The sequence below is a fragment of the Proteus myxofaciens ATCC 19692 genome, assembly GCF_001654855.1.
GTDB lineage: Bacteria > Pseudomonadota > Gammaproteobacteria > Enterobacterales > Enterobacteriaceae > Proteus > Proteus myxofaciens.
In genome coordinates, this window is sequence record NZ_LXEN01000117.1 from 1 (window position 1) to 17,823 (window position 17,823).

12 protein-coding genes are annotated in these 17,823 nt (G+C 30.5%); 2 read left to right on the plus strand and 10 right to left on the minus strand.

The window, feature by feature from the left end; translation table 11 throughout:
* Window positions 1-113: 113 nt before the first annotated feature.
* Window positions 114-509, minus strand: coding sequence for a DnaJ family domain-containing protein (locus tag M983_RS12340; protein ID WP_066751265.1), 396 nt, complete (start codon window positions 507-509; stop codon window positions 114-116).
* Window positions 510-997: 488 nt separating this feature from the next.
* Here M983_RS12340 and arnT point away from each other — a divergent pair, with 488 nt between their 5' ends.
* Window positions 998-2,644 carry a lipid IV(A) 4-amino-4-deoxy-L-arabinosyltransferase gene (gene arnT / locus M983_RS12345; protein ID WP_066751268.1) on the plus strand — a complete coding sequence of 549 codons (1,647 nt, stop codon included), beginning with the start codon at window positions 998-1,000 and terminating at the stop codon, window positions 2,642-2,644.
* 541 nt (window positions 2,645-3,185) lie between these two features.
* On the opposite strand, the gene M983_RS12350 is transcribed toward arnT, so the two are convergent.
* The 7 genes from M983_RS12350 to M983_RS12380 form a co-directional block, all read right to left on the minus strand.
* The gene (locus M983_RS12350; protein ID WP_245684046.1) at window positions 3,186-4,532 is read right to left on the minus strand and encodes a TolC family outer membrane protein; all 1,347 of its coding nucleotides are present in this window, start codon (window positions 4,530-4,532) and stop codon (window positions 3,186-3,188) included.
* A 2-nt stretch (window positions 4,533-4,534) separates the two neighbouring features.
* Window positions 4,535-5,860, minus strand: a complete 1,326-nt coding sequence (locus M983_RS12355; RefSeq protein WP_066751277.1) for an HlyD family type I secretion periplasmic adaptor subunit — start codon at window positions 5,858-5,860, stop codon at window positions 4,535-4,537.
* Window positions 5,861-5,876: 16 nt separating this feature from the next.
* Window positions 5,877-7,616 (minus strand): type I secretion system permease/ATPase, encoded by a 1,740-nt coding sequence (locus tag M983_RS12360; RefSeq protein ID WP_066751279.1) that lies wholly within the window; start codon window positions 7,614-7,616, stop codon window positions 5,877-5,879.
* A 152-nt stretch (window positions 7,617-7,768) separates the two neighbouring features.
* Window positions 7,769-9,253 (minus strand): ZapA family metalloprotease, encoded by a 1,485-nt coding sequence (gene zapA, locus M983_RS12365; RefSeq protein ID WP_066751280.1) that lies wholly within the window; start codon window positions 9,251-9,253, stop codon window positions 7,769-7,771.
* 419 nt (window positions 9,254-9,672) lie between these two features.
* Window positions 9,673-11,481 carry a M10 family metallopeptidase C-terminal domain-containing protein gene (locus M983_RS12370; protein WP_066751282.1) on the minus strand — a complete coding sequence of 603 codons (1,809 nt, stop codon included), beginning with the start codon at window positions 11,479-11,481 and terminating at the stop codon, window positions 9,673-9,675.
* A 360-nt stretch (window positions 11,482-11,841) separates the two neighbouring features.
* On the minus strand, window positions 11,842-13,077 hold the full coding sequence (locus M983_RS12375) for a nucleoside permease (RefSeq protein ID WP_066751285.1): 1,236 nt from the start codon (window positions 13,075-13,077) through the stop codon (window positions 11,842-11,844).
* 88 nt (window positions 13,078-13,165) lie between these two features.
* A complete protein-coding gene (locus tag M983_RS12380) occupies window positions 13,166-13,984 on the minus strand; it encodes a purine-nucleoside phosphorylase (protein ID WP_066751288.1) in 819 nt (272 codons plus the stop codon).
* A 203-nt stretch (window positions 13,985-14,187) separates the two neighbouring features.
* Between M983_RS12380 and M983_RS12385 the strand changes: the two genes are divergently transcribed.
* On the plus strand, window positions 14,188-15,384 hold the full coding sequence (locus tag M983_RS12385) for an ROK family protein (protein WP_066751291.1): 1,197 nt from the start codon (window positions 14,188-14,190) through the stop codon (window positions 15,382-15,384).
* A gap of 63 nt (window positions 15,385-15,447) precedes the next feature.
* Here the strand turns inward: M983_RS12385 and M983_RS12390 are convergent, their stop codons facing one another.
* Together M983_RS12390 and M983_RS12395 are read right to left on the minus strand one after the other, a co-directional pair.
* Window positions 15,448-16,704, minus strand: coding sequence for a Zn-dependent hydrolase (locus M983_RS12390; RefSeq protein ID WP_066751298.1), 1,257 nt, complete (start codon window positions 16,702-16,704; stop codon window positions 15,448-15,450).
* A gap of 532 nt (window positions 16,705-17,236) precedes the next feature.
* Entirely contained in the window at window positions 17,237-17,503 is a 267-nt protein-coding gene (locus tag M983_RS12395; protein ID WP_066751301.1) for a helix-turn-helix domain-containing protein, read from the minus strand.
* Window positions 17,504-17,823 lie beyond the last annotated feature (320 nt).

Sequence of the window (17,823 nt, forward strand, 5' to 3'; positions counted from 1 at the left end):
AATATGCTTTTTGTTAAATAAACAAGAAAAGGCAAGGGTAGCTTTGTCTTTTCTTTTTATTTTATATAATCATTTTATAAAGTTAGCGAGAATATTAAATAAAAAAATTATTCTTAATTATTTTCATTCTGTATTTCTATTATTGATTTCAACAACTTTTCATTAATCTGTGTTGTATAATCAGCATGTAAAAATTGAGTATCCATACCAGCTTGTTGTAATTTGAGTTCTAACAATACCAAACGTTTTTGTAACTGTTCATTATTATCATCCTTATCTGAAAGGGTACTTAGGATTTCTGCTAGAGATAATGCTTCTTTCCTATCTTGCATTTCTGGAGGTAAAAAACCTGCATTCTTAAGAAGATGGTAACTTGCTCTTAGCGATTCAGGAACATGGCTATTATCATCTAAAACAAGAGGTTTACCTTCGCCTTTTAATGAAGAGAGTTCTCCTTTATTCAACGCTTTTTCAATATGGCGTTCAGCCCAATCATCAAGAATTGACATGATCTCTACCTTTTATGTTGACGAAAAAATACACTCTCTAAAACAGAGTATTAATTAGGTTAGCATAAAGAATGCACTATTTTATAGGCAGCCATTACAAAGAACCCATTATCTTATAAAAATACAAGTGTAAATAAATAGTGATATACTCGCTATTAAAACAAGAATAAAAATACATATTTAATTTAATTAAAGCAATCACTTAGCATTTATTATTCTCTCATTACATGAAGGTATATTTTCGAATAGATTGAGTTATTATTCAAAAAGATTTATATACCTGATAATGAAAATAAATTTGCATATCAGTTATGATTTGTTTTTTTTGATTTATCTTATTGTTTTTTAATTATTTTTACTTTATTAAGTAACTTTGATTTTTAAGTTATATTTAAGTAGAAATTAATAAAGAGCGATTGTTATTTCTATAGAATCTAACTTTATATACACAATAAATATAAACATTATCACTAACATTTGAGGAATATATGAGCACTGGTGTTGTAGAAAGATATAAATGGCTTTTGTTGATCTTTTTTATACTTTTAACCTACTTTATTCCTTTAGAAACAAGACTATTATGGCAACCTGATGAAATACGTTATGCAGAAATTAGTCGCGAAATGTTGATGTCAGGCAATTGGACTGTACCTTATTTACTTGATGTACGTTATTTTGAAAAGCCCGTGTTAGGCTATTGGATTAATAGTATTGCACAATGGTTATTAGGTGAAGGACACTTTTCTGTACGCATTGTTGTTGTTACTTCAACCCTATTAACAGGATATTTTATTTATCGCTCAGTGATGCTGGTTTGGGATAATCGTGATATCGCTTTTAATGCATTAATGGTGTATTTGTCTTCATTTTTAGTCTTAGCGATTGGCTCATATAATATACTCGATCCTATTGTTGTTCTTTTTGTTACCGGTTCAATGTCATTTTTTATTAGTGGCTTATTTGCTAAAACGACCAAAGCGAAAATAATGGCTTATTTTTTAGTTGGTGCTTTTTCTGCATTAGGATTTTTAACTAAAGGATTTATTGCCGTTGTTTTACCTGCTTTAGTTTTTATTGTAACTGCAATTAGTTTATCCCGTCTTAAAGAAGTACTTTGCTATGCACCTATAGCGCTTTTGTCATTGATTATCGTTGCAGGCCCTTGGGTGCTTTCTGTTGCATTAAAAGCGCCTGATTATTGGAATTATTTTTTCTGGGTTGAACATGTTCAGCGTTTTATTGAAAAAAATACAGCAAGAGCGCAACCACTTTGGTTTTATTTTCCCATCGTTATTTTGGGTATTTTACCTTGGTTAGGGTTTTTATTTGGATCGTTAAAATCAGCATTATCCTTAAATAAAGGAACACTGTATTTCTTACTTTGGTTCTCGCTATTTTTTGCTTTTTTCTCAGCATCAAGCGGTAAGTTATTAACATATATGCTACCGTGTTTTGTGCCACTATCCATCATAATTGGTTATTATATGGAGGAGCTAAAACAAGCAAATAATACAAAAATTCATAGAATAAATGCCATTATTAATACTAGTTTTGGTGTTATTGGAATGGCTATCATTATCTATTCTCTTTATTCTCAACATTTTACGCTCTATGAAAATGATGAAAATCTAAAAGTTATTTTAGCATTATTTGGTTTTCTGTTCTGGAGTGTTATTGGATTAAGCTCCTATTTTAAACAAACACAGTTTTTAACTCTATTTTGTTCTGTGGGGATTAGTTTAATTATCGGATTTGCTATCCCTAATAAAGTAGAGAGTAAAAGCACACCAGAGAATGTTATTAACCAATATTATGATCAGTTGAGTGATAAATCTTATATTTTGACTGATGAAATTGGTATAGGGACATCATTAGCATGGGTTTTAAAACGTACAGATATTCGTTTAACAGAAAGTAAAGGTGAACTGGCTTATGGTTTAGCTTATCCTGATGTGAAAGATAAATACTATAGCATTCCTCAGCTGATTAATTTTATCAAAGATAACCATTATCAAGACATTGCTATTATTTTGGTTAGGCCAGAAAAAAAAGATATCTTAAAACTAATCAGTAGTTTGGAAATAAAACCTATCATAGAAAAGCAGGGAGATCTCACCTTTGTTTTCTTTAATTGATTGAGTTAACTAAATTATTTTAGCTTGTAAATATAACCAACTAGGATTTCTTTTGTGAGGTTTTGATTTCTTGTGTTGTTTTATGTGATCTTAGTTAAAAAACTGTGTTTGATAGAAAATATATTTTGCACTTTATCTTTTTAATGGTAGGTTTAAATTGTGTCTATCAAAACGGAGTTAACTAAGCATATATGAACAGTCACTTTACTTTAACGGAACCTCTCCCCGTACAATATACACTGTTAAATGGGAGGAAATCATGCTGATATTCTTAGCTGAATGTATGATTGGTCTAGCATCAATTGCACTTACTCACCACGTATTAACGCTGTATGGTAATAAGAAGAAGTGATTAAGCTGGTTAGCAAAAATAAGTAGCAATGTCGTTGCTTATATCAAATTATTATTTATTGCAATAATACCGTTTATTATTGCAATAAAAATGGAAAAAGCCCTATATCGAATTAAAATATAGGGCTTTTTTATTGTTTAGTCCTCTAAATCATTAGATTGATAAAAAAGAGGCATAAATAGCACTTCACTACTGAAAATATCTCTCTATTATTTTTATTTTTTCCATATCAAGTGTATTAGTATATTGGTGCAATAAAGCCCATGCCTGAATATAATCATATTTAGCTTTAATCAAATCTTGCTGTGCGCGATAAAGCAAATCTTCGGCATTAAGGACATCGATCATCGTTCTTTGTCCTCCTTTAAAGCTTTTTTGGGTTGCATGTAATTGCAATTTAGCCGAAGTGACAGCTTGTTCATAAGCCGTTAATTTGATATTGCTGGTGGCACAAATTTGATATTGATGACGTAACTCTTGCGTTACCGTTTGAATAACCGCATCGCGTTCAAAAGCACTCATTTGATACATTGCACTAGATTGCCTCATTGATGCCGTTGTTTTTCCACCATTAAATAAAGGCATGCTTACATGAATTCCCATGTTGGCAGATTGGTATTTCTGATTAACGGTATTATTATTCTCTGAATTACTATTAGAATAGGATGCATAAAATTGGACAGTAGGGAAAAACTCCCCTCTATTTTTTTCAATTTCTTGTTTTGCAATTGCTATTTCATGACGTGCAATTTGAATATTTATATTATCTGCAATTGCATTTTTCTCCCATGAAGCATAATCAAGAGGAACGAGAGATTGTAAAACAAATTTATCATCACTTAATTGAGAGATATGTTGAGGAAAAAGTTGTGAACCTATCATGGCACTGAGTTTATTAAGATTTTTTTCTAATTCCAGAAAAATATCAGTATATTGTGATTTAGTTAAATATAAACGCGTTTCTATTTCTGCTATGTCTGTTTTAGTACCTTCCCCTAGCTCAAATAAACGCTGGCTTGAAATCAGCTGCTTTTGATAAATATCTTGCTGAGATTGGTTTAATTGTAATTTATCCTGAACATAAGAAAGTTGAATATAATTATCGATTAGCCTTATCATCATATCTGAAAATTTAGCTTGATAACGACTATCAGATAAAAGTGATTTAAGTGTAGAACTTTTATATTCACTAAATGCACTATAATCAAATAGAGGCTGACTAACAATGGTATTTATCGAATAACTTTGATAGTTTTGATATTCAACTGCTTCAATTTTTCCTTGGTAGGTATTAATTGGATATGCTTTACGTTGCCAGTTACGCGGATTATTTTGATAAGTCATATAAATAGTCGGCAGTAATTGTGATAAACCTATATTTTCATACTCTTTACCTGCAGCATGTTCTTTTACTGCTGCATTAAGTGTAGGATCATTTTTTATTGCCAAAAAATAGAGATCAGAAAGAGGTATAGCAAATCCAGGTATACTGATCATCCATATTAATAAAATGGATACAAATTTTTTTATTAACATAATTACTCTTCCGTTAATGATGTATGAACTCTATCTAATAGTGGTTTAAATAAATAATTTAATAAGGATCGTTCTCCTGTATTAATAAAAACATCAACGGGCATACCGGCTTTTAATTTGTTATCGGCTAATAATGAATTATCTTTCACATTAATAAGAACTTGATAATAAGGTTCTGTAGTTCTTTCATCAATTAATCTATCAGCAGAAACAAGTGTCACTTCGCCGGGAATTTTGGGTGTTTTATTTTGGTTAAAAGCACTAAACATTAATTCTACAGGTAGGCCTACAGTAACTTTGTCTATTAAATGTGGCGCTAAGCGTGCTTCAATAATAAGCTGATGATCATCAGGTACAATTTCCATTAGTCGTTGACCAATACCAACGACACCACCTTGGGTAAATATAGATTGTTCCATCACGGTCCCTGAAATAGGAGCGATGATTTGCTTTTTGCCAAGATTATCTATTTCAATTGTTAGTTGTTTTTTTGTTTCACTTAGCTGTAATTCTATTTGATTTAACTCACTGCGGGTTAATTGATAAAAATTAGCATTACGTTGAGTTATTTTTTGCTTATATTCCAAGACTTGTTTTTCTAGTGTGGTTATTTGCCCTAAGGTTTCATTTAGCTGATTATTATTTTCAGATAGCTCTCGTTCAACTTCTAAATAACGATGTCGTGGCAGATATCCTTCATCAGCTAATGTATGAAGATCTGTCATTTGAGTTTGTAAGCTATGTATTTGTAACTTCTTATTGTAAGACGATTTTTTTAAATGAACTAATCGATTCGTAATACCATCTATTATCGCTTGATAACTTTTAATTTCGCTATTAAATTCAGTTATTTTCTCATAGAGTAATTTATTTTGCTGTGAAATAAGATAATTTATATTTTCTTCAGAGGTAAAATATTTTTCCTTAGGTAAAACTGAAAATGAACTATTGGCTTTGATTTGTGCTAATAATCGCTGTTGTGTAATGAATAAATTATCATATTGCTCTGATAATGATTTTACTAAAGCCGTCGATTGAGTTGTATTTAATTGAACTAGCGGTTGTCCTGCGATAACTTTATCACCGTTCTTAACGAAAATATTAGCAACAATACCTTCCACCGAGGATTGTACACTTTTTTTATTTCCAGATATTGATACATTCCCATTTGTTGCAATACCTTTATCTAAAGGTGCAAAAGCAGCCCAAAAAATAAAAATAATTAATCCTAATAAAACGATACTCCAACCGACTATGAGCAACATTTTAGGGTCATCTGCAATTTTCCCTGAAAAATCATTCTCGTTTTTAATGATATTTATTTTCATAACAATATCCAAATAATTAACTATTACTCTGCGTAATAGGTGTTGTTGAAGGAATAGTGGTGTTATTTGTATTTGAATGATTATTTAATTCAGCAATAACTTCTGTTGTAGAACCAAATAATTTTTTATTGCCATCAACAAGTACGAGTAGTTTATTAGTAACAGAAAGTAGTTGTTTTTGATGTGTGATTAAAATAACCGTTTTTTTATTTTGTTTTAGTATTTGTATTGCATTTAACAACGCTTTGATGCCTAAATCATCTAAATTAGAATTAGGTTCATCTAAAACAATTAATGTAGGGTCCCCATATAGGGCTCTTGCTAACGCAATCCGTTGTTTTTGCCCACCAGAAAGACCTTCACCATGAACACCTATAATCGTTTCATATCCATGTGGAAAACGTAAAATCATTTCATGAACATTTGCCATTTTGGCTGCTTGAATAATTTTTTCAGGATCAATATCTGAGAAACGAGCAATATTTTCTGCGATAGAACCTGGAAATAGGGCTATCTCTTGAGGTAAGTAGCCAATAGATGAGCCTACTTCATCTTTATTCCATTGGAATATGTCTGCATTATCGAGACGAACTATTCCTTTTTTTACAGGCCATATACCAACAATAAATTTTGCTAAAGATGATTTTCCTGAAGCACTTGGGCCAATAATACCTAAGACATCACCAGGATTAAGTGAAAATTGAATATTACTTAATAACGTATGATTACTTTGTGGATATTCTGCTTGATAAATATCGACTAATAATTGGCCTTCTGGCATAGGTAGTGATATTTTTTTTTCTTGTATTGGATGATTTTTTAATAATTCTACGAGTCTTTTATAGGCTACTTTACTACTATCCCAGTTTTTCCAGACATTAATAACTTGCTCAATAGGCGCTAATGTTCGTCCTAATAATATTGAACCCGCGATCATCATCCCAGGACTAATTGTATTATCAATAGCCAGCCAGCCACCTAGACCTAACATTAATGATTGCAAAGCCATTCTTGTGACTTTAGTTATTGCATTAATACTTGCCGCTTTATCACTTGCCTCTGTCTGTGCCTGTAAATACTTAAAATGGGAATTTTGCCATTGTTTACGTAAGTTGTTTAGCATTCCCATCGCTTCAACAGGTTGGGGGTGTTCAAAATGATGATTCTGAATAAGTTGCGCTTGATTGGCGAAGCTATTCGCATTTTTTAATGATGATTTAACTAAAAATTCATTTATAAGAGCAAGAGAAAATAAAATAGCTGCGCTACAAAATGCAAATAAACCTAACCATGGATTAAATAATGCAATGACAATAAGATAGATTGGAAACCAGGGTAAATCGAAAAAGGCAAATAAAGCATGGCTCGTAATAAACTGCCTTATTGTAATAAGATCATTTAGGGCAAGCGTCGGATTTGTATCTGCCGTTTTATTTAACTTTGCTTGATAAGCAGCTGTATATATTCTTGAATTTAGTGACAAGTCGAATTTATTGCTCATTCTAATAACGATAATACTTCTTAGATATTCTAATCCTCCCATAAAAATGAAAAGTGCACACATAATAAGAGTTAACATTAATAATGTCATTTCGTTCCCAGAAGGAAGAACCCTATCATAAACTTGTAGCATATAAATAGATGGAACAAGCATTAATATATTAATGAGTGCAGTAAAAAAACCTATAGAGATAAAAATATTCTTTCTGGCTTTTATAATTGTGATTATTTCATTATTCTGATTTTTAAGTGACATTATATTAATCCCGAATCAAACTTACTATGGTTTTGCTAATTGTATACATAAAAATAAAGTCACTAATTTATCTTTTTTGGATTTTTTTTATATAAAAAAACAACTTTATTGAATAAAAGTAGAGGAATATTATTCCTCTACTTTTTATCTACTTAAACTATAAAATCATTTGGAGTAATAACGCCTACAATATCAATTTTGAACTCAGGATTATAATGGCCATAAGCATTGATAAGAACTTCACTCATATCATTCATATCATTATAATTAATTGCTAATTCACCCCCTTTACCTGATAATTGGTCAACATAATTAATTGAGTTATCATAGAAGGTGTTTTTTATTAAATCGGTTAAATCGATTTTGTCTTTGCCTGTCTTAAAGTCCATAATTATATCGGCAAATTCAAATGTTGAATCTGATATATCTTTATAGACGAAAGTATTATTTCCACTTTCTTCTTGTGCTATATCTCGCCCAGCACCCCATAATGTATCTTGACCCGCGCCACCATAAATATGATCATTACCCGCGCCACCATAAATAATATCATTACCAGCACCACCAGATAACCAGTTATCAGCATCATTACCAATGATTATATCGTTACCAGATCCACCAATAGCCTCTTCAATAACAACCCCTTTTGCTATGGAGACATTTTTTACTAATCCTCCAACATTGGAATAATGCATTTCACGTAAATCGATAGTTTGATTTTGATAAAAACCTGAAAAATCAAAAGTATCATAACCGCCATTATCCCATACAGAAAATATTAATTTATCGTGGCTACTTGTTGCTGTGAAATAATCAATATTTGTATTTGAATTAAATCCGTAAATATCATTTCCAGTTCTAACACTAGTGTTAGCACCATAAAGATATTGAATCGCGGAAATATCGTGAAGAAGGGGAGCTCCAGCATAAACACCATCAAAAAATGCGCCTGTTTCATACTCTTCCCAATAACTCATTACAGTATATTGGCGGCTATCTTCAGCGTAATCAGATTTTAAATATCCAGGTACATTTTGTCCTGCATTATAGTCACCAGGATGCATTAAACCAAGTGTGTGACCTATTTCATGCACTAATGTCAAACGGCCATAATTACCTAATTCTGGTGTCGTATTTCCTGCATATTTATAATCACTAAACCAAGCTTGACCAGATACATCAGGACCAGAATCACCATATAATTTGGTATGAGGCAATGTGGCATATGCTTGAAAACTACCATATTTATCTTTAATGTTTCCAAATTGAATGTCTGCATTATCTCTGGGAGCGACTTCTTTAAATGTAATATTTGCAACATCAGCCCAAGAATTTAATGAGAATTTTGCTTGTTCTTTTTGTTGCAAGTTAAATTGGTAAGGGTTTTTATCACCAAATATATTTGTTGGCATGTGACTCCAAGTTGGAAATGAATATGTCACTTCCGCGGATTGTCCCATTTGATTTTCACCATAACCACTCCATGATTTATTTTCACGAGCGATATGCTTACCTGCTTTATCATAATCAAAAGAAGGTAATCTATTGGCATTATAATTATAAAATAAGCCATTCTTATCTAGAAAGTCAGAAGCGCTAGATAATCCAATAGCTTTTTTTAGTAAAGTAGAACCCATGTAATATCCTCCAGATATCAAATTTAGGTTAAGTTTGATTAAATATACATAAACTATTGTTCTGATGAATATCAGAAGTAATAAACATAGGCTTAAATTAATATTAATCTAGAGGGGGAAATAACTTTTTAAATAATTGTGAAGTGAAGTGTGTTTTAAGTCCAAATAATTTATTAGAGAAAATAAAGATTTATTTATCTTTACTGTTGATATTTTTCAGTGGGTTATTGTTTTTATTGTTATTTTATATTTTTACATTAATTATAAATAATGCTATTTCTATAAATTAAATATAAATAACGACAAGTTATTGTTTTAACATGATAATAATAATGTTGTTCTTATAGTAAAAGGTTATATTTATATAACCAAAACACCCCTATATATTTATAGGGGTAGATATTTAGTAAAATAATTATCTATGATAAAAATAAATCTTCAGAGGAATAATATCCATTTAGTGTAATAAACAGATTGGGTATTAATTTATCTTCTCTAGTATTAATGCTAATGATTGTTTGATTTTCTGTTCTATCATAATTTAATACTGCTTCGTTTGTTTTTCCTGAAAATTTATCAGTTATTTTAATATCTGATTTTTGTACTTTATTATTTTTAAATATATAAAAATATAATTTATCTTCTATGATGTTAAAATCTTGTATTTTATTATTACCATAATTATAAGGTGATAATATAAATGCAAAGGTATCTTTACCACTCCCACCATAAAGAAAATCATGGTTAGAGCCAGGATCTAAATGGTCGTCTCCATTATCACCATATAATGTATCTATACCAGAGCCAGATGTTATACGGTCATTATCATCTCCGCCATATAGACAATTATTACCATAAAGATCGTAAAGGCAGTCATTACCTTTGCCACCGTCAAGAATATCATTGCCTTTTCCGCCATATAAAATATCTCTACCGCTACCACCATAAAGATAATCATTACCATCTTGTCCATCTAGAAAATTATCTGCTTCATTACCTATTATCGTATCATTACCATAACCTCCAATGGCTTGCTCAATAACAGTATCATAAGCAATAGAAACATTACCTCGTAATCCTCCTACATCAGAAAATTGACCTTGATTAAGATTTATTTTTTGATTTTCTAAATATTGAGAGAAATCCAAAGTATCAATACCACTGGCATCCCAAATGCAAATCTGAAAATGTTTTTTATTATTAGTTAAATGAAAAGTATCACTTTCAGTATTTGCGTTAAATCCATAAGTTGTATTACCTTTTCTTGTATGAATATTTGCACCATAAAGTTTCTGGATTATATAAATATCAGTTAATAATAATGTAGAAGGACTTAAATGGCCTAAATCAGCATCTTCATATTTAGGATAGTGATAAGCCATAATTGAATATTTAGTGCTATTTTCAGGTGAGTAAGGAAGGCTATAGTTCCAAACAAAAGTATGAGATATACCCAAAGCATGTAATATTTCATGACTTAAACAAGAGCCTTCATAACTGTTTTTTTCTATATATGCGTTAGGATTATTCACGTCATTATTAAAATGAATATCCTTATTCATATTTTCATATAAAGAATAATAATTTCCATTTGATATTAAAGAATAATTAATATTATCAGATAAATGATTAAAATAATCTATTTTATATTTTATTTCACTTGTTTCTCTGTCATTAATGTTTTTATTTCTATTTATTAATGAGTCATTGTATTTTAATTTTTTATTTTCTCGGTCATAGATTGCTAACTCTATACTTATCGAGTCTATTTCTTTGCATTTTGATTTATTTATCCATACCCTTCCTGGTAAACTATAATCTGATACACTTTTTATCTTCTTATTTTCATCTAATCTGTAATTAGCATTGGAATAATGTGCAAAACCTCTAATTAAAGGGCTATAATAGCCTCCTGTTTCATTTACATTATTATATAATCCAAATTTTAAATGTGAATCAGAGTAAGCATCTGTTTCCGTAAAATCTATGTTTGCAATAGAACTAATTTCTTTAAGAATATCCCTTGCTACTTCTTTTTGCTGTTCATTAAAAGTAGTAATTGTTTTATATTTATTATCTCTAAGGGTTGTCCATTCAGGAAAATTAAATTTTAATTCTGTCGTGTTTTTTTGTGGATTATAATTTTTCCATGTTATACCAATGCTATGTTTGAGCATTTTATTTGTTATTTCATTAAAATTTTTTGTTTTATAAATATGTTCACTCATAATAAGGTTATCTTTTATTAATGGCTTTATAAAAATATTTTTCTACTTAGTAATCTATTTTTATTTCATTTTTAAAAAGGAAAGATTTTAACAAGATAAAAATTCAGATCATTAAAATAAATTTCTTTCGTATCTATAGGTTAATCTTTCACTAAAAAGAAAGCTTATTCTATAGTTAGCTAATAATTAGACTTGCAAAAAAAATGCAGTTTAATAAATTTTTTTTTGTAAGTGTCGTTTTTATTTAAATTATAGTTAAATATCATGCCATTATGAAAGCAATAGATAAAAAAATGATAATAAACTTTATATTTGTTTATTATCATTTTTATCTATTTTTTAATAAAATATTAAATATTATTATGAATGAATTGTATTTCTATTTTCTTTAAACGCAAAGATAAAAACAATTGCTAATATCAACGTATATGAGGCAAAAATTAACCATATAGAATGCCAGTCCTTTATGCCATCTATTGTAAATTTATCGACAACCATACCACTTAATATCGAGCCCGCATATGCACCCACGCCATTAACCATTGTCATAAAGAGGCCTTGGGCACTTGCTCTTATTTCAGGTTTTACTTCATTTTCAATATAAATTGAGCCTGAAATATTAAAGAAGTCAAAAGCACAGCCATAGACAATCATTGAAAGCATCAATAATGCAAAACCCCAGGGTGACGGATCACCATATGCAAATAAACCAAAACGTAATGTCCATGCTATCATACTAATTAACATGACCTTTTTGATACCAAAACGTTTTAGAAAGAAAGGTATTGCTAATATAAACGCGACTTCTGCCATTTGTGAAACAGAAAGTAAAATAGAAGGGTACTGCACGATTAAACTATCTGCGAATTCTGGATTTTTAGCAAAATCATGAATAAATGGACTACCAAAGGTATTTGTAATTTGTAATACAGCACCTAATAGCATTGCAAATAAAAAGAAAACAGCCATAACGGGTTTTTTAAATAAAACAAATGCATCTAATCCTAAGCGAGATGCCCAAGATGTTGATTTTTTATGCTGTATAGTTGGTATTTTAGGTAAACAGAATGAATATAATGCCAAACAGAGAGAGGCAAATGACGCAATATAGAGCTGAATATTACTAAGTTCTAATTTAAATAAGCTAACGCACCACATTGCAACGATAAAGCCTATAGTACCAAATACCCGAATAGGTGGGAAATTTGCTGTTGAATCGAGTTGATATTTGTTTAAACAGAAATAACCAATAGAATTTGAAAGAGCGATTGTTGGCATAAATGCCATTGCATTGATGAGCATAACCCAAAACATAATTGAGGCATCAGTCACCGAGGCTGCATAAAATAAGGCAATCGCACAAATAAGGTGACAAAGAATATAGAGTCTATTGGCGGGAATAAATTTATCTGCAATTATTCCTAGTAAACCAGGCATTATTAATGCTGCAATACCTTTAGAACCATAAACTAATCCAACCTCAATCCCTGTAAAATGGAGTGTTTGCATCATATAAGCACCTAGGGTTATTAACCAACTTCCCCAGATGAAATATTGCATAAACATCATACCTTTGAGCTGTATTTTTATACCCATAACAATCTCCACTGTTGGGAATATTATTTTTAGTGGACCACAGGCAGCTATCTGTGCTCCACTTTTCGTTGATTAATTTAATATGGATTTATAAACGAGCAATAACAGATGTTATAAGATTTAAAAATGTTGATTTTACACGTTCAGCAGTTTCAATCACTTCATCATGGCTAAGAGGTTGTTCTAAAATACCGCACGCCATGTTGGTTAAGCATGAAATACCAATAGTGTCGATACCTGAATGTCGTGCAATTAAAGCTTCTGGTACTGTAGACATACCTACAGCATCAGCGCCTAATGTTCTTATCATTCGTATTTCAGCAGGAGTTTCATAAGTCGGACCTGTCCACCATGCATAAACACCTTGGCGTAATGTAATATCCTGTTCTTTTGCAATATCAATAACCACTTGTCGCATTGCTTTATTATAAACTTCACTTACATCAAGAAAACGAACACCTAATTCAGGATTATTTGGTCCTATTAATGGATTATTGGCTGTGAGGTTAATGTGATCTGTAATTAGCATGAGATCACCAGGTGCGAAGTCTGTATTTACTGCACCACATGCATTTGTAATAATTAATTTCTCAATTCCTAATGCTTTCATTACACGAATAGGGAAAGTGACTTGATCAAGCGTAAACCCTTCGTAATAATGGAATCGTCCTTTCATAGCAACTACTGTTTTTCCTGCAATTTTTCCGATAACAAGTTCATTTGCATGTCCTACTGCACCTGAAGCGGCAAAATGTGGGATGCTGTTATATGGAATATGTACTGCATCTTCTAATGTATCTGCAAATGGGCCTAAGCCAGATCCTAAAACAATACCAATTGTTGGTTTTTCTGTTGTTTTAGATTGAATATATTCTTTTGCTACATTGATATCTGTAATCTGGTGCATGGCTCTCTCCTGTATAATAGTCTCTATATTTAATTCATAACTGAAAATACTTTGCCTGATTAATTTAAATGAACAACCTACTTATTCTCATTTTGAGATTAAGATCATATTGTCTGTTCAGACTAAAGAACTATTTCTTTTTTTACAGTAAGATAGCACTACGCTTATTTTTCGTATGATTTTATTTATTAAAGGACTTATCTATGCTATTGAAAAATTTAAAAGAACTTCAATCTTCTAAAACTTCAAAAGCACTAAAATTAAAAAACCTTTATAAATTAATTGCTGAAAATGGGCCTGTGAAAACAGAAACACTGACAGAGCTTGCTCTAATGAAACCAGCGACTTGTGCTCGCTTAGTCGATGAGTTGAATGTTTTAAAATTAATTACGACTTCTGAATTAGGTGAATCAACAGGGGGACGAAAACCAATTTTATATAGCATTAACACAGAAGATGTATATTTAATTGGTATTGAGCTTAGCAAAGTTTATTCAACCATTATTTTAATGGACTTAAAATTAAATATGTTGGATAAAATGAAAATAGCTCCAGAACCTTATCTTTCAGCAAGCAAAATGACAGAAAAACTGTTACCTCAAATCAATGAACTACTTTCTAATAATAATATTAGCTATCAAAAAGTATTGGGAATAGGAGTATCTATTGAACACGTTATTGAGCAACGTTTAGAATCAAAGTCAATTTATGAAGAATTTACTAATCTAGAAGCGTTATTACGTAAAGAAATTCCTACTTATGTGACAGTGGGGAGCGGCATCCATTTTGCTGCCTTAGCTGAATATCGTCTTTATTATCGCCAAAAAACACAGCGCTTTTTATTTACATCTTGTGATACTCAAGTACGTGGTTGTGCGATAATAAATAATCAATTTCTTACTGATACGTCTACTACTACAAATTATTTTGGTCATATGGCAATTGATGTCAAAGGGCCTAAGTGTGAATGTGGTTCTTATGGGTGCTTAAATACACTTTGTTCATTAGACTCTATTAAAAAAAGGGTAATAAATAGATTAGAGTTAGGCGAGAATTCTTTATTACTTTCATTAGTAGAGAACAGTCAGGAGATAACATATCACGCTATTTTTGAAGCGATTGAAATGAAGGATTCACTCTGTATTGAAGCATTAGAAGAAGCGGCTTATTACTATGGATTAGCAATTGCTAGCACAATTTTATTCGTTCAACCTGAGATAGTTGTTTGTGGCGGTACGTTGATCCCTAAATCTACTTTTTTTAATATAGTTAAACAAACTATTGATAATAAATTATCTTGTTTTCCTAATATAAAAACGCAAGTTTATCCTGCAAGTCATGCTTACGAAATTGTATCACAAGGGGCTGGTGCTATGGTATTAGAGCATTTAATGAATTAATTAAAAAAGGAATTATAGATCTCATAATCCCTTTTGGTTTTTTATTAAAAATATTGTCAGCTGTTATTGAGATGCTAATTTACCTAATGTTTTAGCAAGTAAGTCTGCGGCTATTGCAATATCACTAAATTCTGTAAACTCATCAGGATGATGACTAATTCCTTTAACTGATGGAGTAAATATCATAGCGGTAGGATAAAGTGTCGCCATATTCATAGAGTCATGACCTGCGCCACTAAGCATTGTCATATAATTAATGTTGTTTTGCTGACAAATATCCTCAATAACCTGGCATATTGAGTCATCTAATATTACAGGCTGTTCTTCTGATATTAGCTGTATATCAATATTAACGTCTAAATCTTTGGTTGTTTTTTCAATGCTATTATGCAAACGTTGTATTACACGTTGAATACTTTCAGTATCTATACCACGAATATCAACGAAGAATTTGACCTCACCTGGTATTACATTCATTGAATTAGGAATTACATTCAGTTTACCAACAGTTCCTACTGTCCCATAAACAGATTCTATATTAGCACCACGATTAATATCAGTAATAATACTTGCGCTAGCAACTAATGCATCCTGACGCTGATACATCGGTGTAGCACCAGAGTGATCTGCGTGTCCTTTTACAGTGACTGAAAAACGCGTTGGAGCCGCTATGCCATTTACAATACCGATTGTTTTTTTGTCATTCTCTAAACGTCTACCTTGCTCAATATGAAGCTCAACAAAGGCGCTATAACGATTTGGATCTAGTAAACATGTATCAAAGTTTTTATGCTGATAACCTAATGAATGAAGGACTTCAAAAAAATGGTTACCTTCGTCGTCTTTATTCTGCATCCAACGGGCTTTATCTATTTTTCCCGTTAAAACCTTGCTACCAATACAAGAAAAGCCGAAACGGCTTGATTCTTCAGCTCTAAAAACAATTAATTCTAGAGAGCGCTTAAGTTGCTGAGGTTTGTATTGCATTAAAGCATAAAACCCAGCAATCACACCTAAAGCACCATCATAAGCACCACCTTGTGGCACTGTATCAAGATGTGAACCAGTTGCTACAGCTGGAAGGGTAGGATCTTGGCCTTGTAAGCGTGCATAGAGCGTTCCTATCTCATCTCGATAAACTTCTAAGCCTGCTTCTTTCATTAAGCTTGCAAGATAAAGGTGAGCAGCTTCATCTTCTTCACTGTATGCAATTAGAGTAATTCCTTTATCTGCGTTTGATTTTTTATAGATTTGCATAGTTTCAAGTAATGATTTCATCTCATTAATTGAAAAATGAGTTGCTGTATTTTGCTGACTCATATGAATTTCCTCTGGTTATTTTTATTATTTGGTCTAAAAATTGAGACTCATAAAAGATAAAAGTACCATCAATAAAAATATTGATGGCTGTTTAATTCATTATTATTCAGTATATTTACTGGTGTAGGTTGTTTCGTCAACGGTCTTTAAAAGCAATTTTATATTATGTGAGGTAGGTACTCATTAAACCATCATATATATATAAAATATTTCTAAAATGGATAAATAGTGTTTATCAGATGTTATTGGTTATTTTTATATTTTAGTAAAAACACAACCCATTATTTATATTTATCATTTTAATATAGAGGTAACAGAAGAAGATGAGTATTCATCAGTAAATGTATTAAATTAGATTTGAAATAAAAACAAATGATAAAATAAAATTAACATTAAGATAGGTACAACTACAATAAGCACTGTACCTATCTTAGGCAGGTGTAAATAGTGAAAATTTATTTTCTTGATTAAATGTTTAAATTTTCTTAATTAATAATTAAAAGAAAATAATTTATTTAAAATAACTTGATCGCTAGTTAAACACTTTAAAGTCATAAGCGTCCTCAGTATATTTGTCTATGACAACAAATAAAAATTCAGACCATTCTTTATCTAATGTTTTGAGTATTAAATCTAATGTTTCAATGTTAATACTCGTTTGCCCTCGTTCATATCTTGATATTTGCTGTTGGCTTATATTTAACTTTTTAGCCAATTCAAAACCTGTAAGAGATTTACTTATTCTGGATCTTTTTAAGAATAATCCAGTTTCTATCCTCAATGAATTTTCTTTTTTCATAATATCAGTAACCAATAATAAATAAATTGTAGAAAAAATTATATCTTTAAATCAAATGATTTAGCTTGAATAAGTATTTTTAAATATTCAGATAGAAATTACCAATCTGCAAAATTTTATATTTATTCTAAATCATTATAAAAAATAATTCCAATAGGTGCTAAATGTTAAATTAAATATAAATCATTATAGACAATAATAAATAATTATATTTATTTCAGTTAGTTAGGCGTTTGTTTTTATAATAAAATAAATAAAACAATTTAAACTAGTTTAATAGTACTTGTTTTAAAAGTATATAGATTTAAATTTATTGGCTT